Source organism: Nitratireductor sp. ATLC21, from assembly GCF_057196525.1.
In genome coordinates, this window is sequence record NZ_JBXUOU010000002.1 from 491993 (window position 1) to 509023 (window position 17031).

General features: G+C 60.7%; 15 protein-coding genes. 6 read left to right on the forward strand and 9 right to left on the reverse strand.

The annotated features are described in order from the left end of the window. The first annotated feature begins 240 nt into the window (after positions 1–240). The 3 genes from AC2CHD_RS09980 to AC2CHD_RS09990 are packed head-to-tail and all read left to right on the forward strand — an operon-like array spanning position 241 to position 3897. Complete coding sequence (locus tag AC2CHD_RS09980; protein ID WP_484553550.1) at positions 241–720, forward strand: (2Fe-2S)-binding protein; 480 nt, start codon at positions 241–243, stop codon at positions 718–720. A 13-nt stretch (positions 721–733) separates the two neighbouring features. Further along, a complete protein-coding gene (locus AC2CHD_RS09985; RefSeq protein ID WP_484553551.1) occupies positions 734–3097 on the forward strand; it encodes a xanthine dehydrogenase family protein molybdopterin-binding subunit in 2364 nt (787 codons plus the stop codon). A gap of 11 nt (positions 3098–3108) precedes the next feature. Beyond that, the gene (locus tag AC2CHD_RS09990; RefSeq protein WP_484553552.1) at positions 3109–3897 is read left to right on the forward strand and encodes an FAD binding domain-containing protein; all 789 of its coding nucleotides are present in this window, start codon (positions 3109–3111) and stop codon (positions 3895–3897) included. A 76-nt stretch (positions 3898–3973) separates the two neighbouring features. Here AC2CHD_RS09990 and AC2CHD_RS09995 read toward each other — a convergent pair whose 3' ends face one another. The 5 genes from AC2CHD_RS09995 to AC2CHD_RS10015 form a co-directional block, all read right to left on the reverse strand. Then, positions 3974–5164 (reverse strand): M20 metallopeptidase family protein, encoded by a 1191-nt coding sequence (locus AC2CHD_RS09995; RefSeq protein WP_484553553.1) that lies wholly within the window; start codon positions 5162–5164, stop codon positions 3974–3976. An 82-nt stretch (positions 5165–5246) separates the two neighbouring features. Beyond that, positions 5247–6197 carry a TRAP transporter substrate-binding protein gene (locus AC2CHD_RS10000; protein ID WP_484553554.1) on the reverse strand — a complete coding sequence of 317 codons (951 nt, stop codon included), beginning with the start codon at positions 6195–6197 and terminating at the stop codon, positions 5247–5249. After that, entirely contained in the window at positions 6194–7024 is an 831-nt protein-coding gene (locus AC2CHD_RS10005) for a creatininase family protein (RefSeq protein ID WP_484553555.1), read from the reverse strand. Before AC2CHD_RS10005 ends, AC2CHD_RS10000 begins: the two co-directional genes overlap by 4 nt. A 30-nt stretch (positions 7025–7054) precedes the next feature. Then, positions 7055–8332: a TRAP transporter large permease gene (locus tag AC2CHD_RS10010; protein WP_229448005.1), complete on the reverse strand. Its 1278-nt coding sequence runs from the start codon at positions 8330–8332 to the stop codon at positions 7055–7057. Between the two features lie 15 nt (positions 8333–8347). Further along, on the reverse strand, positions 8348–8854 hold the full coding sequence (locus AC2CHD_RS10015; protein ID WP_484553556.1) for a TRAP transporter small permease: 507 nt from the start codon (positions 8852–8854) through the stop codon (positions 8348–8350). Positions 8855–8961: 107 nt separating this feature from the next. On the opposite strand from AC2CHD_RS10015, the gene AC2CHD_RS10020 reads away from it, so the two are divergent. After that, positions 8962–9873 carry a LysR family transcriptional regulator gene (locus tag AC2CHD_RS10020; RefSeq protein WP_229448002.1) on the forward strand — a complete coding sequence of 304 codons (912 nt, stop codon included), beginning with the start codon at positions 8962–8964 and terminating at the stop codon, positions 9871–9873. A gap of 14 nt (positions 9874–9887) precedes the next feature. Here AC2CHD_RS10020 and AC2CHD_RS10025 read toward each other — a convergent pair whose 3' ends face one another. Beyond that, positions 9888–11099, reverse strand: coding sequence for a GGDEF domain-containing protein (locus tag AC2CHD_RS10025; RefSeq protein ID WP_484553557.1), 1212 nt, complete (start codon positions 11097–11099; stop codon positions 9888–9890). A 237-nt stretch (positions 11100–11336) separates the two neighbouring features. On the opposite strand from AC2CHD_RS10025, the gene AC2CHD_RS10030 reads away from it, so the two are divergent. After that, positions 11337–12080: a sulfite exporter TauE/SafE family protein gene (locus AC2CHD_RS10030; protein ID WP_229447998.1), complete on the forward strand. Its 744-nt coding sequence runs from the start codon at positions 11337–11339 to the stop codon at positions 12078–12080. Positions 12081–12283: 203 nt separating this feature from the next. Beyond that, positions 12284–12493: a cold-shock protein gene (locus AC2CHD_RS10035; RefSeq protein ID WP_229447997.1), complete on the forward strand. Its 210-nt coding sequence runs from the start codon at positions 12284–12286 to the stop codon at positions 12491–12493. A gap of 150 nt (positions 12494–12643) precedes the next feature. Here the strand turns inward: AC2CHD_RS10035 and AC2CHD_RS10040 are convergent, their stop codons facing one another. The 3 genes from AC2CHD_RS10040 to AC2CHD_RS10050 are packed head-to-tail and all read right to left on the reverse strand — an operon-like array spanning position 12644 to position 17028. After that, positions 12644–14455: an ABC transporter ATP-binding protein gene (locus AC2CHD_RS10040; protein WP_484553558.1), complete on the reverse strand. Its 1812-nt coding sequence runs from the start codon at positions 14453–14455 to the stop codon at positions 12644–12646. A gap of 10 nt (positions 14456–14465) precedes the next feature. Next, positions 14466–15410, reverse strand: a complete 945-nt coding sequence (locus AC2CHD_RS10045) for an acetamidase/formamidase family protein (protein ID WP_484553559.1) — start codon at positions 15408–15410, stop codon at positions 14466–14468. After that, positions 15400–17028, reverse strand: a complete 1629-nt coding sequence (locus tag AC2CHD_RS10050) for an ABC transporter substrate-binding protein (protein ID WP_484553560.1) — start codon at positions 17026–17028, stop codon at positions 15400–15402. Before AC2CHD_RS10050 ends, AC2CHD_RS10045 begins: the two co-directional genes overlap by 11 nt. Between the last annotated feature and the right edge of the window lie 3 nt (positions 17029–17031).

The window sequence follows — 17031 nt, forward strand, 5'->3', positions numbered from 1 at the left end:
GGCAAATGCGCTGCGCCGGGTGCGCGGACGCGGCGCCTCATCGGGTGCCTCAACTTGCGTAGGCGCTATCCAAATTCATACAGCCTATCGGATTTTTTCGTGTTGACGCGGTTTCTGCTGCGTCAATCCACGACCGGATTGTCGTGCACCTTCGCTTATCCATTTGAAGGAGCAGGACGCATCGCAACCTAGGACGCTGTTTCGCATCCGCGGAATGAGCCCGAGGCAAGGGAGGAATACATGACCGAAATCTCGATGACCGTGAACGGCAGGGCAGCGCGTGCCTCTGTGCCGGACAACACACTTTTGGTGGATTTCCTGCGCGAGCAACTACGCCTGACGGGCACACATGTGGGCTGTGACACGAGCCAGTGTGGAGCCTGCGTCGTTCACGTCAACGGGCGGGCGGTGAAGAGCTGCACAATGCTGGCAGCATCCGCTGAAGGCGCGGAAGTCACCACCATTGAGGGGCTTGCCAATGGTGAACTCCATCCCATGCAGGCGGCGTTCAAGGAAAATCACGGGCTTCAATGCGGCTTCTGCACGCCGGGCATGATCATGTCCGCGACCGACATGGTGGCCCGGTATAAGGCGGCCGGAAAGGAGCTGACGGAAGAGGCGATCCGCCACGAGCTGGAAGGCAATATCTGCCGCTGCACCGGCTATCACAACATCGTCAAGGCCATTCAGGATGGCGCAGCGAAGATGGCTGCGAGCTGAGGGAGGAAACGAGATGAGCGAACAAGGCATTGGCGCCCGGGTCCTCCGTAAGGAAGACAAGCGCTTCATCACCGGCAAGGGCCGGTACACCGACGATATCCGCAACGAACGGCAGGCCTATGCGGCCTTCGTGCGCAGCCCGCACGCGCACGCAAAGGTCAAGTCCATCGACAGCGCGGAAGCGGAGAAGATGGACGGTGTGATTGCTGTCCTCAACGGTAAGCAATTGACGGATGATGGTATCGGTAATCTCATCTGCGGCTGGGCGGTGAACTCGAAGGACGGGAGCCCCATGAACATGGGAGCGTGGTCCGCGCTCGCCACCGACAAGGTGCGCTATGTGGGCGATGCCGTGGTTCTCGTCGTGGCCGAAACGCAGGCCCAGGCACGCGCTGCCGCAGAAGCCGTGGAGGTCGATTATGAAGAACTCCCGGCCGTCGTGCATGCGGTCGATGCGCTGAAAGGTGGTGCACCGCAGGTTCATGAGAATGCGCCCGGAAACCTCATCTTCGACTGGGGGCTGGGCGAAGAGGCAGCCGTCGACAAGGCTCTTGCCGGCGCCGCGCACGTTACGGAGATGAAGATCCTCAACAACCGCCTGTCGCCGAACCCGATGGAGCCGCGTTCGGCAATCGCCACCTATGACGAGGCGGAAGACCACTACACGCTCTATACCACCAGCCAGAACCCGCATGTGGCGAGACTGGTGCTCTCCGCCTTTTATCAGGTCGCGCCAGAGCACAAGCTGCGTGTCATCGCCCCCGATGTAGGCGGCGGCTTCGGCTCCAAGATCTACATCTACCCGGAGGAGATCGCCTGCCTGTGGGCTTCCATGAAAACCAAGCGTTCGGTCAAATGGACGTCGAGCCGGTCAGAGGCCTTCCTCACCGATGCGCATGGCCGCGATCATGTGTCCACGGCGAAGATCGGCTTCGATGCGCAAAACCGCATTGTCGGCCTCAAGGTCGACACCATCGCCAATCTCGGCGCCTATATGTCGCTGTTCTCTTCGGCTGTGCCGACCTATCTCTATGCGACTCTTCTTTCGGGCCAGTACGACGTCGCCAACATCTATTGCAATGTGCGCGCGGTCTACACCAACACGGCGCCGGTGGATGCCTATCGCGGCGCCGGTCGCCCGGAAGCGTGCTATCTTGTCGAGCGCATCATGGAAACGGCAGCACGCGAACTGGGCGTCGATCCGGCAGAGCTACGCCGCATCAATTTCATCCGCCAGTTCCCGCATGAAACGCCCGTGATCATGACCTATGATGCGGGCGACTTTGCCGGCAATCTCGATCAGGCGCTGGAGGCGGCTGATTACAAGGGTTTCCCTGCCCGTCGCGCGGAAGCGGCCAAACGTGGAAAGCTGCGCGGCATCGGGCTCGCCTCCTATATCGAGGCCTGCGGCATCGCGCCCTCGGCGGCGGTCGGTTCGCTGGGCGCTGGCGTCGGCCTTTGGGAGAGTGCCGAGGTGCGGGTCAATCCCGTCGGCACGATCGAGGTCCTGACCGGCAGCCACAGCCACGGGCAGGGGCATGAAACCACCTTCGCCCAGGTGGTGGCGGAGCGTTTCGGTCTGCCCATCGACAACATCCAGATCGTGCATGGCGACACCGACAAGGTACAGTTTGGCATGGGCACCTATGGTTCGCGTTCCGGCCCGGTCGGCATGTCGGCCATCGTCAAGGCGCTCGACAAGGTGGAAGCCAAGGTGAGGAGAATCGCCGCCCATGTGCTGGAAGTCTCCGAAGACGATCTCGTCATCGAGAATGGCGAGGTGAAGGTGGCGGGCACCAACCGGTCCATGGCCTGGCACGAGGTTGGCCTTGCGGCCTACACCGCCCACAACCTGCCTGCCGGCATGGAACCGGGGCTGAAGGAGGGCGCGTTCTACGATCCGGCAAACTTCACCTTCCCGGCAGGCACCTATGTCTGCGAAGTGGAGGTGGACCCCGAAACGGGCGAGACAAAGATCGTCCAGTTCGTCGCTTCCGACGATTTCGGCACCATCATCAACCCGATGATCGTGGAGGGACAGGTGCATGGCGGCATTGCACAGGGCGTCGGCCAGGCGATGCTTGAAAACGTGGTCTATGACGAGGACGGGCAGCTCCTGTCGGCCAGCTACATGGACTACACCATGCCGCGCGCCGACAATGTGCCGAGCTTCGTCATCCACCATCATTCCACCAAGAGCCCGTCCAACCCGCTCGGCATGAAGGGCTGCGGTGAGGCGGGGGCCATCGGCACGCCGCCGGCGGTCATCAACGCCATCACCGATGCAATCGGCAACAACGATCTCCAGATGCCGGCCACACCGCCGCGCGTCTGGGCCGCGTTGCAGGCCGCTTCGACAAAGATCGCGGCAGAATAGGGAGGCCAGTTATGTATGATGTAACCTATCACCGTGCCGCAAGCGTCGACGATGCGGCTGCGAAATTCTCTGCCGCCTCCGACGGGCAGTTGCTTGCCGGCGGCCAGACCCTGCTTCCCACGATGAAGCACCGGCTTGCGGCGCCTTCGGATCTTATCGACCTGCGCGGCATCGCAGATCTTGTGGGCGTGAAGATATCGGGGCGCAAGGTCACCATCGGTGCCATGACCACCCATGCGGCGGTCGCCGAAAATGCCGAACTCGCAAAGGTCTGCCCGGCCATCGTCAAGCTGGCCGGCGGCATCGGCGATCCCGCTGTGCGTCATCAGGGAACCATCGGCGGCTCCATCGCCAACAACGATCCGGCGGCAGACTATCCGGCGGGTCTTCTGGCGCTCGCAGCCACGATCCACACAAACCGGCGCGAGATTGCCGCGGGTGATTTCTTCACCGGGCTTTTCTCCACGGCGCTGGATGAGGGCGAGATCATCACCGCCGTCAGCTTCGAGGCTCCGGAGGCCTGCGGCTACGCAAAATTCCCCAATCCAGCCTCGCGCTACGCCATGACCGGGGTCTTCGTGGCCAAAGCTGGTGGCGCCGTGCGCGTTGCAGTCACGGGAGCCGGATCGGATGGCGTGTTCCGCCATGAGGGGCTGGAACAGGCGCTCTCGAAGGACTGGTCTGCCGCGGCGGTGGACGGGGCGGACATCTCGGCAGACGGGCTCATGTCCGACATCCATTGCGACGCCGCCTACCGCGCCAATCTGATCCGGGCGATGGCCAAACGCGCGATCGCTTGAACAGAAGCGGAAGCAGCAAAGCCCGGGCAACTGCCCGGGCTTTGTCGTGGGATAACAGAGATTGTCCGAGGCCGGTTCAACGCTTCATCAGGTCGATGGCCGCCGCCGCGATGGCCTTCACCGCCGTTGGAATACACGCCTCGTCCAGGTCGAAATCGCTGCGATGGAGCATCGTCTTTCGGTCCTTGAGACGCGAGCCGATCCTCAGATGTGCGCTTGGCACACGGGTAGAAAACTCCGCGTAATCCTCGCTGCCCATGGAGCCCTGCGGCAGTTCGATCACCTTGTCGTCGCCGATCATGCGTCGTGCGGTCTCAAGCACAGGCTGCAGGATGTCGGGATCGTTCACCACAGGCGGAACGCCGGTCAGGAAGGTCGGCTCGCAGGTCACCCGATGGGTCAGCGCAATGCCTGCGCAGACGCGTTCAATGGCGGCCTTTACCGCCTCGCGTACGGCGGGGTTCTGGCTGCGGGTCGTGCCTTCGAGCGTCACACTGTCGGGGATCTGGTTGCGTGCCGATCCACCCTTGATCGAGCCGATGGTCACCACCGCCGCTTCCAGCGGGGCGATCTCGCGGGCAACGATCGTCTGGAGCGAGGAAACGAGATTGCCGGCAGCAACGATGGGATCGACCGCAAGGTGCGGGTGCGCCCCATGGCCCGACTGGCCGGTGATGGTGATGTCGAACGGGTCTGTGGAAGCGAAGGCCGTTTTCGGATGATAGCCGATCGTGCCGCCGTCGATCAGCGGCCAGTTGTGGTAGCCGAGCATGATGTCGGGTTCGACCCACTCGAACAGGCCGTCCTCCAGCATGGCGCGCGCGCCGCCCAGCCCTTCCTCCGCCGGCTGAAACACCATCAGAGCCCGTCCCGGCAGAGCATCTGAAAGGCGTGCCAGCACTTCGCTCACACCAAGCGCAATGGCCGTGTGTGCGTCGTGCCCACAGGCGTGCATCTTGCCCGGATTGCGTGACTTGTATTCCGGCGAAGCGGTTTCCTCGATCGGCAGCGCGTCCATGTCGCCACGAATTCCGATCGTCTTGCCGTTGCCCTGTCCGATGGTGGCTGCGACACCGGTTTTTCCGATGCCGGAGCGATGATCGACTCCGAGACGTGTCAGCTCCTGCATCACCAGCGCCGAGGTCTCGTATTCCTCGAAGCCGAGTTCCGGATTGGCATGGAGCTGCCGGCGGATTTCGATCAGGCGCGGTGTGATCTCGGCTGTGATCTCTTCAATGCGCGCGCGCAGGTTGTGCTCTTCACTCATGGCTGGGCTGCAGTCCTCGAAAAGTAAAAATGGCCGGCGCAGCCTGTCAGGACCACGCCGGCAGTTGTCGTCAGGGGATCGGCTATTCTTTGCCGATTGCGACGATCTGATTGTAGACGTCTTCGCCCCAGACACCCTTGCCAAGGTTGTCGCGCACGGACTGCGTGGCTTCCATGAAAGGCGTCTTGTCGGGATGGGTGACCGTTACGCCGGCCGCTTCCATCTCGGCGATGTATTTCTTGGTCTGGTCCGGCATCAGTTCGTTGATTTTTGCGGTCGAGGCATCGTTGGCTTTCTGGAGAAGTGCCTGGTCTTCCTCCGAAAGCCCCTGCCAGAACTGATCGCTGATAACCACATAAGCGGGCTTGTTGATGTAATCGACCATCGCCACGCCGTTCTGCACTTCGTAGAATTTCTGGGCATAGATCGTCTCGATCGGGTTTTCCTGCCCGTCAACGATGCCGGTCTGCAGGGCGGTGTAAACCTCAGCGAAGGCCATCGGGGTGGGGTTGGCGCCCAGAGCCCGCAGCGATTCCACATAGTAGTCGCGTTCCGGTGCGCGCAGCTTCAGGCCGCTCAGATCGTCCATTGAATTGATGACCACATTGGCGCTGATCTGGCGCGGGCTGCGCGGCATGAAGCCAAGCATCCGCACCTGACGTTCAGCCGTCAGACGCTCGTTCCATTCCTTGCCGAAATCCGTATCGAGCACCTTCTTGTAGTTGTCGATGCCGTTCATCAGATAGGGCAGGGCGAGATATTCGATTTCCTTGAGGCCGGGATCGCCGCTTGCCAGCATCTGCGTCGAGCCGAGCGCCATCTGCGCATAAACCTCACGCGGGGTGCCCAACTGATCGCCCGGGAAAATCGTCACCGTGTGATCGGAGTTTTCCTCCACCACACGCTTGAACTCCTGGGCGCCTTCATACTGTGCCTCGCCCGGCTGGGCCCAGAGCGCATAGCGGATTTCGTCCGCCTGTGCGCTGGCCGTCGCCAGAAGAACGGCGCTGAGTGCGAGTGCTTTCATCTTCATGCTGCATACTCCCCTTTTGATTTCGCTTTTGTGGATGAAGAAACGGACCGCATGTGCTCGACAAAGTCGGAGCAGAACGTCACGAGGTGATCGACGAAACGGGCGCCCTTGTCGGCCGAAGACCGTGAGGCGTCACCGCCGGCGATCCCGTTGGAGCAGTGATCGTCCACATTGACCGGCAGGCCGATCTCCGTGCCCTGAAAGCGCACCGCGGCAAGCCCGGCAGTGGGCAGGTCGATCATCTTTCCGAACTCGGCGTCGATCTCCACGGCATCCATGCGGGTGAGCTCCGGGAAAAGGTGCAGATAGACCGAAGTGATCGGGTCGCCGCCATGCGCAAACGCCTTCTTGCCGAACTCGCCATGCACCTCTTGCCAGAGGGTATCGGGAATCGAACGCCATAGATTGATGCAGGGAACCAGCACGTCATGGTCGCGCCGGACCGCGCGTATGACCTGGTCGATCAGTGGGGCATTGCCGCTGTGGCCGTTGACGATCACAAGTTTCGTCAGCCCGTGGTCGAGGAAATTGTCGAGCATGTCGCGCAGCGTGGCGCGGAACGCATCGGCCGAAAGGGCAATGCCGCCTGGCACCGAGCGAAAATATTCCGCATAGCCAAAGGGCATGGTGGGTGCCGCAATGGCCCCGCTTTTCTCCGCCACGCGGCTGGCAATTTCACGGGTCAGCATGAAGTCGCCCATCGGCACCATCGGCCCCTGGATTTCCTGTGAGCCGAGCGGGATGAGGATCACCGGATCCTCGCCCATCCGCTCCTGGAATTCCAGAAAGGTCATGTCCTCCAGGAGGTGCTTCTTCGCGGTACTCATTGATGCATGGACTCCAAAGTCATTGAACGCTCAGTTTCCGAACACGAGGTTGGGAATGAAAAGGCTGATCTGCGGGAACAGGACCAGCAGCACGACCGCGGTGAAAAGCGGGATGTAGAAGGGCAGCATCGCCTTCACCATCTGGCCGTGGGATATCTTTGCGATGTCTTGTGCGATGAACATCAGCACACCCACAGGCGGTGTTGCGCCGCCGATGATCAGGCTGAACACCATCAGCACGCCGAAATGCACCGGATCGATGCCGAATTGCAGGATCACCGGAACGAGGATCGGCGTCAGAACGATTTCGGCGGAGGAGGCGACCATGAGAAGCCCGACGCCGAGAAGCATCGCAACGATCACGAAGAGTGCGATCACCGGGTTCTCCGAGATGGTGGAGATGCCATCGGCGATGGCCAGCGGCACCTGCTCGCGCACCATGATCCACGAGAAGGCCGAAGCCACTGCGATGATGGATAGAATGCGTGCCGTGCCGAGCGCCGTGTTCTGGATCGCGCCCCAGATGTCGGCGGCCTTCACATTGCGGTAGAACAGGCTGAGAAGCAGGCCATAGAGCACCGCAACGGCTGCCGCCTCGGTGGGTGAGAATATGCCGAACAGAATGCCCGCCACGATGATGACCGGGAAGAGAATGGCCGGTCCACCGCCCTTGATCGCAGTCGCAAGCTCCGGCAGCGTCGCTCGCTCATAACGGGGAAAGTTCCGTTTGCGCGCATAAAAATACGTGAACAGCATCTGCGTTCCGATGATCACGAAGCCCGGCAAAATACCCGCCAGAAGCAGACGGCCGATAGAGACATTGGCGAGCGTGCCATAGATCACGAGCGCGACACTCGGCGGGATCATCGGCCCCACCATGGAAGAGGCGACGGTCACCGCGGCAGAGAACGGTGCGGGATAGCCTTCCTTCTTCATGGCCGGGATCAGCACCGAGCCGAGCGCGGTGGTGTCGGCGGTTGGAGACCCCGACATTCCAGAAAAGATCAGGCTCGCAAAGATGTTGACCTGGGCAAGGCCGCCGTGGATGTGCCCGACCAGCGCCTTCGCCATGGCAATGATGCGGTCGGTCAGCTTGCAGGCATTCATCAGTTCCCCGGCGAGGAAGAAGAACGGGATCGCCAGAATGAGGAAGGAATTGATGGAGGCCGTCATGCGCTGGGTCAGAAGCGCCAGATTAATGTCGGCAAAGAAGAAATACACCATGGAGGATATGCCGATGGAAAACACCAGCGGCAGCCCCATGAACAGAAGGACCAGGAGAAGTCCGATAATCGAGATGGTCAGCATTGTGGGGTCCGCGGATCACATGGGGTCTTCATGGCCATAGGCCGGATCGGTCTGGCGGTGCATTGGCCGGACATAGACGATGCGTCCGATGATCGCTGCGATCATCAACGCGGCGCCCACCGTTGCAGCCAGCCGCACCACGCCCGCAGGAAGCGGCAGGGCGGAGAGATCCTGCATGTTTTCAAGGATCACCAGCTTCACGCTGGTCCATCCCAAAATTGCAAGAAAACCGATGGAAAGGGTCGCATTGATGTAGCGCACCATCGTGCGCAACCCTTTGGGCAACATCAGATAAAACACATCGACATTGAGATGCCGGCCATCCCAGCAAACCGCCGCCGCTCCGATGAACGCGATCCACACGATCAGCAGTTTCGCGAGTTCTTCGCTCCACACGAGTGGTGCATTGAAAAAATACCTTAGGAAAATCTGCAGCAGCGTCACACTCACGACGATGATGAGCAGGACGCCAACAGCGATCCTCAGCGGACGCACCAGGTCCATTGGTTTGTGGTCTTTCACGGGGGTCCCCATTCTCTTTTTCAGCTACGGAAGCATGGTCAAATATTGGTTGTCCAATATATTTATCGACGCTATTTTTCTGTTCTGTATATTAATTGGGCATTGCGATGCAGTCACTTGGCGCCATCGAGCTTCGCCATCTACGCTATTTCATGCGCGTCGCGCAGGAGCTGCATTTTGGCAGGGCTGCCGAAATGCTGGGCGTGTCGCAGGCACCGCTCAGTCAGCAGATCCGCCAATTGGAGGAGCGGCTTGGTGTCAGGCTGTTCGACCGCACCACCCGCAGCGTGACGCTGACACCGGCCGGACGGGTTTTGTTTGAAAAGGCGCAGCAGGTGCTGGTGTCTTTGGAAGAGGGCATCCGAGAGACACAGGCGGCAGGCGGTCTTTCTTCCGGCCGTTTGCGTATCGCCGCCGTCTATGTTGGTCTCTACAATTTCATGTCGAAAGCGATGCGCGAATTCAGCCGGCGCAACCCCTCGGTGCTTCTTGACATGCAGATTCACACTACGGAAGAGCAACTCGCCCTTTTGAAGGATCGCAAAATCGACGTGGCGTTTGTGCGTCCTCCGCGCACGGCTTCCGGTATTGCCTACCGGGAGATTTATCGGGAGGGGTTCGTTGCAGTGCTTCCGGCAGAATCGAACCTTGCCGCGCGCAAGAACCTGGAAGTCGAGGATCTGCGCGACGAGAATTTCATTACCTATTCTTCTATCGTCGGTGTCAGCTATCAGGATGTTGTCCTGCAACACTGCCGAAAGGCAGGCTTTGTCCCCAAAGTGGTGCAGGAGGTCAGCCATACCATGACGGTCGTTGCCATGGCGTCAGCCGGCATAGGCGTCGGCATCGTCCCGGCCTGGGTTGTCATGACGCCGATGGAAAACGTCGTTTACCGCGAGCTTCCCAAACTGCCAAAGGCCGTCTCTCTGGTTGTCGCCTGGCGCGAAGACAGCATGAACCCGTTCGTGCGGGATTTCGTGAAATGCACACTTGCTGCTGTCGGCGAAACCGGCAACTGAAGTTGCCCGTGCCCTCAGGTACTCGGCGCCGGGCTGGATGGGGCAGCGCCCGTATCGCTGCCATACGAGGGCGGTGCAGGATCAGATACGATCTGGTCGCGACCTGCCTGCTTGGCGTCATAGAGGTGGCGATCCGCCCGCATAAGCAGCGTGGCAAGATTGTCGTCAGCATTCTTCAGGGCGACGCCGAAACTTGCCGAAAGCCGAACATCCCTTTGGTGGATCGAATGCGTATTGGAGGAAAGGGCGCTACGCAAGCGTTCAGCCAGGTCACGTGCCCCTGCGAGATCCGTATGGGGCAGTAGCAGCGCAAATTCCTCGCCGCCGATCCGGCCGACAATGTCGCTCGAGCGCGCGCATTTGCGCAGCATGTTTCCAAACGCCTTGAGGGCTGCATCGCCGACGTGATGGCCGAGCGTGTCGTTGATCTGCTTGAAATGATCCAGATCGCAGACGATGAGGGCAAGTGGCGCCCGACGCCGTGATTCCAGGTGGCGGTCTGCCGTCTCTTCAAAACCGCGACGGTTCAAGACGCCTGTCAGCCCGTCCAGGTCCCGGTCCTGCCGTAATTCTTTCATCACGTCGGTCAGGATCGTGGCAAGGACCGTCAGGGCAAGAGCGGCCCCCATAACAGACAGCGAAAGTTGCAGCGTCTGCCAGAACAGTGAATCGCCGGGAGCCATAGCCAGCGTGGGCAGAGAGCGTTTTGCCGTCAGCAGCGTTCGCGGAAAGAAATGCAATGCAAAGGCAAGCAACACCCAAAAGAGAACATGATCGGCCCTTCCGGTGTTGCGGCTTGGCAGGATGCGCAACGCCACGAGGAGCAGTATGGCACCATAGCCGAAGTTCTGCACATAGATTCGAGCCAGAAGATTGGGCTGAACATAGGCGAAATACCACAACGAAATCATGATGGCGGCGATCAGCAAAACACCGAAGGCGAACCCGAGTCGTTTGCCGGCGCGACGCAATATGCCCACGCTCGCCAGCACCACGGCCAGCGTGTAGAGAAACCCGGAGAAGAGCGCATTGGGCCCAATTCCCGCAGGCCATTGCAGGACCTGGGAAAGCAGAGCCAGACCGAACAATGCGCAGGCGACGGCGAGAATGGCGGAATGCAGATGACGCCTGTCCACACACCACACCCATATGAAACCGATCGCAAAGACGAGCATGATCGTCGGACCGATCAAGCCGGTCATGCTGATCACAGGGCTATTCTCCATGGGGATATCCAGCATGCTACGAAGCGCTTCGCCGTGGGGTCAGCGCTCAAAGTCCCTTCACGATTTCCCTAATGTCAGATTCACAACAAAGGTTGAAGGGTTGTCGGTGACGCATCCCAATGTTGTTGCCAAAGCGGGCATGCCACCTGCACCAATCGCTGACGCGCAGAGGCCATTGGCCTGTCGACCTTGTTGGGTTAGTGCAGCTCTGCCAAGCGCATCGAAGCAGGGACCACGATGGAAGATTATCTCATTCTGGCAGTTGCCGCATTCTTTGCCGGCACACTGAATACGGTCGCCGGCGGCGGAACGTTTCTCACCTTTCCGGCACTCGTTTATGCCGGCGTTCCGGTCGTTTCTGCCAATGCCACCAGCGCTGTTGCAGTGTTCCCAGGCTACCTTGGCGGCGCGCTCGGTTTCCGATCTGAGATTGCTGCCTTCGATCGACGGCGCCTTGTCCGCATTGCCGGTCTCACGGCCATTGGCGGGCTTGCCGGCTCGCTTCTTCTGCTTGTGTCCTCCAATGAGGCGTTCTCGCTGGTCGTCCCCTTCCTGTTGGCCATTGCCACGCTCACTTTCGCCTTTGGGCCGAAGATACAAAGCCTCGCCCGCCGTTTCGGGACCGGAACAGGGGAGGGCTGGTTCAGCACGATCCTCGTTGCGATCTATGGCGGCTATTTCAATGGCGGTCTGGGCATCGTTCTCCTGGCGGTTTTCTCGCTTTGGGGCATGCGCGATCTGAACACGATGAACGGCCTGAAAAACGGCCTGTCCTTCATCCTTTCGGCCATTTCGGTGGCCACATTCGCGCTCGCCGGCATTGTGGCCTGGCCGCAGGCGCTTGTGATGATGGTCGCGGCGACGGTCGGCGGCTATGCGGGAGCGCCGCTCGCCCGCGCGCTCCCGGCTTCCGTGGTGCGCGCCGTGGTTATCATCGTGGGAACGGTGATGAGCCTGATTTTTTTCCTGCGCTTGCTTTAGGGTTTGCGGAGGCGGGCGGCCTATTTATTCCGCCCAGCCTTGCTTTCGACGCAATCTGCCTCTACACGATGTTTATCGAAATTGCTGTTGAACTTTGTTTTCGCGCTGCCAAGCGCCCCTACGATCTTCCCTCAAATTCGAACTCTCTGATGTTCGGCAGTTGCCGGCATCGAACCCCCATGACGATTTGAAAGGAAAATCGTATGACTATTGGTACCGTGAAATTCTTCAATACCACCAAAGGTTTCGGCTTTATCGCGCCTGACAATGGCGACAATGATGTGTTCGTCCACATCTCCGCCGTTGAACGCGCCGGTATGCAGACCATCGTTGAAGGCCAGAAGCTGAGCTTCGACATCGTGCAGGACCGCCGGTCCGGCAAGAATGCAGCAGACAATCTGCAGGCTGCTTAGTTTTCATCTCTGCGGTGTGACCACGGATGTACTGGCACATCGCATCGAGATGATCCGGAAGGTCGGGTTAGTGCCCGGCCTTTTTTGTTGGATGCGGCCGGCGTAGTCTTATTCAGATTAGCCATGCGGAACTCGCGGGACTTCCTTTTCCTAATCGCCCAGCCACACCAAATGCCCGTCGCCGATGTCGCGCGCGACCTGTTGCTGTGGCACATAATCGAGCCCATGAACCGGGCTCGGCAGGTCCTCCGCCTTTTCCATGAATGCCCGGCGCGGGCGTGAGGGGTCGGCCACCGGCACTGCTGCCATCAGCTTCTTGGTATAGTCGTGCTGCGGGTTTTCGAATATCTGCGCTCGGCTGCCCATCTCCACAAAGCGCCCCATATACATCACCGCCACGCGGTGGCTGATCTGCTCCACCACGGCCATGTCGTGCGAGATGAAGAGATAGGACATGCCCGTTTCGTTCTGGATGTCCTGCAACAGATCGAGCACCTGTGCCTGAATAGAGACATCGAGTGCGGCCACCGATTCATCCGCCACGATCAGCTTGGGCGAAAGCGAAAGCGCGCGGGCGATGCAGATGCGCTGGCGCTGTCCGCCGGAAAATTCATGCGGATAGCGCCGCATCTGGTCTGTCGAGAGCCCCACGCGTTTGAAGAGATAGGCAACCCGGTCTTCCAGCGCGCTACCGCTTGCCAGCCCGTGGATCTGCAGCGGCTCGGCTACCAGATCACCCACCCGCATGCGCGGATCGAGCGAGGCATAGGGATCCTGAAAGATCATCTGCACATCGCGCAGCACGGGCCGCATGGCGCGTGGCGCAAGCCCGCGCGTGGAACGCCCGCCGACGCGAATTTCGCCCTGCCAGGGGATCAGGTTCAAAAGCGCCTTGCCGGTGGTGGACTTTCCGCAGCCGGATTCGCCCACCAGCGAAAGCGTCTCGCCCGGCATGATGTCGAAGGAAACACCTTCCACCGCGTGTACACGCTGCACCGGGCGTTGCAGGATGCCGCCCTTGATGTCGAAGCGCACCGTCAGGTCTTTTACGGAAACCAACGGTTCGGCAACAAGTGGCTTGTCCGGCCCGGTTCCCGGGCGCGCTGCCACGCGCTTCGGCTCCGTGGTGCCGGTCATTTCGCCCAGCCGTGGCACGGCGGCGAGCAATTCGCGCGTATATGGGTGGCGCGGTTTTGAGAAAATCACGCTGGCGGGGCTGTGTTCCACCATGCGGCCATGCTGCATCACCAGCACATCATCGGCCATCTCGGCCACCACGCCCATGTCATGCGTGATCATGATGACGGAGATGCCGAGGTCGGCCTGCAATTTGCGGATCAGCGCCAGTATCTGTGCCTGCACGGTCACGTCGAGCGCGGTGGTCGGCTCGTCGGCAATCAGGATTTGCGGGTTTTGGGCCAGCGCCATGGCAATCACCACACGCTGGCGCATGCCGCCGGAAAGCTCGTGCGGATATTGCTTCAAGCGCCGCGCGGGCTCGGGAATCTGCACCTGATCGAGCAGTTCAAGCGCTCGGGCACGGATCGCTTTCTCAGAAAGCCCGCCATGGGCGGAAATCGCGCCGGCCAGTTGTTTGCCGATGGAAAGCACCGGGTTGAGCGATGTCATCGGCTCCTGAAAAATCATGCCGATACGCTGCCCACGCACCTGCCGCATCTCGGCTTCCGGCAGGGCGAGAATATCGCGCCCCGCCAGAATGGCGGTGCCGGCTGAAACCCGTGCCATGGGTTTTGGCAGAAGCTGCATCAGGGAAAGCGCGGTCATGGATTTGCCAGAACCGCTTTCGCCCGCGATGCACAGGGTCTTTCCGCTTTCCAGCGTGAAGGACAGATTGTCCACGACCGTGCGCGCGCCTGTTGGCGTGGCCACCTGCACGGTGAGCCCGCTTACTTCCAAAAGGCCGGTAGCTGAGATGATATCCTTGGCGCGCGCTATGGTCATTGAGCCCTTCTCACGAGAATACGATGCGCGGGAAGTAGAACGAGACCACCCAGTTGGGCTGGTCGACGATCTCGCTGATGCGCAGGTCGCCACACACCGAACACAGCATGTAGGCGTCCTCGGGCGAAAGCCCGCGTGTGGCGCACAGAAGGTCGATCATGCCAGAGAGAGCAGCCCGCGCCCCTTCCATGAGGTCGGAGCCGATGCCGGTCGTCACCTCATAGCCGTCCGCATCCAGATGCCGCGTGACCGGCCCCGGCGTGGTGAAGCGCGGCATGGCAAGGTTGGCATCCTTCACCACGTCCAGCTTCACCGCCACATTCATCTGGCTTTCGATGGCCGTGCCGCACACTTCGCCATCGCCCTGTGCAGCGTGGGTGTCGCCGATGGAGAACAGCGCGCCCTCCACCTCGACCGGCAGATAGAGCGTGGTGCCCGCCGCCAGATCGCGAATGTCGAGATTGCCGCCCATGCGCCGTGGCGGCACCACTGAGTGGAGACCTGCTTCCGCCGGTGCCAGCCCGATGGTTCCGGCAAAGGGTTTGAGCGGCACGCGGCCATGCTTGCCGAAGGCCGCCGGGGCAAGGCTGGTCGCGTCATAGTTCCACAGCGTCAGCGCCGGGTCCTTAAACTGGTCCGCCAGAAGCCCGAAGCCGGGAATGTTCGCCGTCCAGCCAAAGCCGGACGGTTTGAACGACAGGATTTCCACTTTCAGCGCATCGCCCGGCTTGGCCCCTTCCACATAGATGGGGCCGTTGACCGGATTGACCTTGGAGAAATCCAGCGTGGCGATGTCGTCCACGGTGCTGTCGGGCGAAAAATGGCCGGAGCCGGAATCCAGACACTCGAATTCCAGCGTCGAGCCCGGCGTCACCCGTTCTGCGGGCGGGATCGAATGATCCCACCCGAAATGGTGATGTCGCCCGTGAATGGTGTAGTCGCAGTTACTGCACATCTTTGGCAAAAACCTCGTCATAGTGGACGGGAATGTGCACCGGATCGACGAACAGCTTGTCGTCGCCGCCGATGCGTTCGGAGCGGATGGTGAAGCGCTCTTCGTTGAAGATCGGTGCCCATGGCGCGTCTTCCATTACCTTCAGATAGATATCGCGCCACATGGCCTCGCGCTCGCCGGCTTTGGCCGGGTCGACCATGGCGTCGGCTTCCTTTGCCATCGCATCGAGGTCCTCATTGCAATACCAGGCCCAGTTCCAGCCGCCCGGCACCGCGCCGTCGCAACCGAGGATCGGACCATAGAAGTTGGACGGATCGGGGAAGTCGGCAATCCACGCCATGCCGCCCGACCAGATCATCGGCGCCTGATCTTCCTCGCCGCCAGCCGCGATCACATTGGCCTGCGCCAGCGACTTGATCGAGGCGTTGATGCCGATGGCCTTCAGATCCTGCTGGATCGCTTGCGCGATGCGCGGTTGCGGGTCGGTGTTCATGACGTAGAGTTCGGTCTCGAACCCGTCGGCAAGCCCGGCTTCTGCCAGAAGCGCCTTGGCGGCTTCGGGATCATAGGCATAGCCCTCATAATCCTTGGCGTAGCCCGGCATGGAGGGCGGTAGAGGCTGGTTGGCGGCAACAGCGCGGCCATTGATGATGCGCAGGATGCGGTCCTTGTTGATGGCCATGTTCACGGCCTTGCGCACTTCCGGCTTGTCGAAGGGCTCCATCTTCACATTCATGGTCACGTAGCCGGTGTGTAGCTGGCCACCCTGAATGATCAGGTCCTTGAACTTGGGATCATTCTGCACCTCGATGAACTTCGCCGGCGGAATACCATCGCCCGGCACGTCCACTTCGCCATTCTGAAGGCGCAGAAGCGCCACGACCGGCTCCTGACCCACCTCGAAGATGATCTGGTCGAGCTTCGGCACGCCGGGGTTCCAGTAGTCCTCGAAGCGCTCAAAGACGAGGCGCTGGCCGAGCGTCCATTCGGAAAGCTTGAAGGCGCCGGAGCCGACCGGATGCTTGCCGAAATCCGCACCATGTTTCTCCACCTCTTCCTTCGGCACCACATGAGCAAAGTTCAGCGCCAGCACATGCAGGAAGGTTGCGTCGGGCCGTGAGAGCTCGAACTTGATGGTGTGGTCGTCCACCACAGTGATGCCGGAAAGCCCGTCCGCATCGCCGCTGGAGGCTTCCTCAAAACCCTTGATTGAACCGAAGAAACCGGCGCCGGGGCTCTGGGTCTTCGGGTTCACCGCGCGCTCGATGGAGTATTTCACATCCTCGGCGGTCAGGTCGCGGCCATTGTGGAATTTCACGCCGTCGCGCAGCTTGAAGGTGAAGACCGTTCCGTCCCCGGAAATCTCGTAGGATTCGGCAATCTCCGGGCGCAGCTCGGTCGTGCCCGGCACATAGTCCATCAGCCCGTCGAACAGCGATTTGATCATCGACCAGTTCTGCCAGTCATAGCCGATCGCCGGATCGAGCGTCGATACGTCGTCCTTGTAGGTCACGGTCATGGAGCCGCCCTGCTTGATGTCTTCTGCAAGGGCAGGGGCAAGCATGGCGGTGGTGGAAAGGGCAGCGGCGGCAACGCCGGCCAGAAGCAGTTTTCTCATCTC

What these genes read in the sequence shown, in the direction of transcription:
- AC2CHD_RS09980 (WP_484553550.1), top strand. Translation starts at nt 241, where the DNA reads ATGACCGAAATCTCGATGACCGTGAACGGCAGGGCAGCGCGTGCCTCT.
- AC2CHD_RS09985 (WP_484553551.1), top strand. Translation starts at nt 734, where the DNA reads ATGAGCGAACAAGGCATTGGCGCCCGGGTCCTCCGTAAGGAAGACAAG.
- AC2CHD_RS09990 (WP_484553552.1), top strand. Translation starts at nt 3,109, where the DNA reads ATGTATGATGTAACCTATCACCGTGCCGCAAGCGTCGACGATGCGGCT.
- AC2CHD_RS09995 (WP_484553553.1), bottom strand. Translation starts at nt 5,164, where the DNA reads ATGAGTGAAGAGCACAACCTGCGCGCGCGCATTGAAGAGATCACAGCC.
- AC2CHD_RS10000 (WP_484553554.1), bottom strand. Translation starts at nt 6,197, where the DNA reads ATGAAGATGAAAGCACTCGCACTCAGCGCCGTTCTTCTGGCGACGGCC.
- AC2CHD_RS10005 (WP_484553555.1), bottom strand. Translation starts at nt 7,024, where the DNA reads ATGAGTACCGCGAAGAAGCACCTCCTGGAGGACATGACCTTTCTGGAA.
- AC2CHD_RS10010 (WP_229448005.1), bottom strand. Translation starts at nt 8,332, where the DNA reads ATGCTGACCATCTCGATTATCGGACTTCTCCTGGTCCTTCTGTTCATG.
- AC2CHD_RS10020 (WP_229448002.1), top strand. Translation starts at nt 8,962, where the DNA reads ATGCAGTCACTTGGCGCCATCGAGCTTCGCCATCTACGCTATTTCATG.
- AC2CHD_RS10025 (WP_484553557.1), bottom strand. Translation starts at nt 11,099, where the DNA reads ATGGAGAATAGCCCTGTGATCAGCATGACCGGCTTGATCGGTCCGACG.
- AC2CHD_RS10030 (WP_229447998.1), top strand. Translation starts at nt 11,337, where the DNA reads ATGGAAGATTATCTCATTCTGGCAGTTGCCGCATTCTTTGCCGGCACA.
- AC2CHD_RS10035 (WP_229447997.1), top strand. Translation starts at nt 12,284, where the DNA reads ATGACTATTGGTACCGTGAAATTCTTCAATACCACCAAAGGTTTCGGC.
- AC2CHD_RS10040 (WP_484553558.1), bottom strand. Translation starts at nt 14,455, where the DNA reads ATGACCATAGCGCGCGCCAAGGATATCATCTCAGCTACCGGCCTTTTG.
- AC2CHD_RS10045 (WP_484553559.1), bottom strand. Translation starts at nt 15,410, where the DNA reads ATGTGCAGTAACTGCGACTACACCATTCACGGGCGACATCACCATTTC.
- AC2CHD_RS10050 (WP_484553560.1), bottom strand. Translation starts at nt 17,028, where the DNA reads ATGAGAAAACTGCTTCTGGCCGGCGTTGCCGCCGCTGCCCTTTCCACC.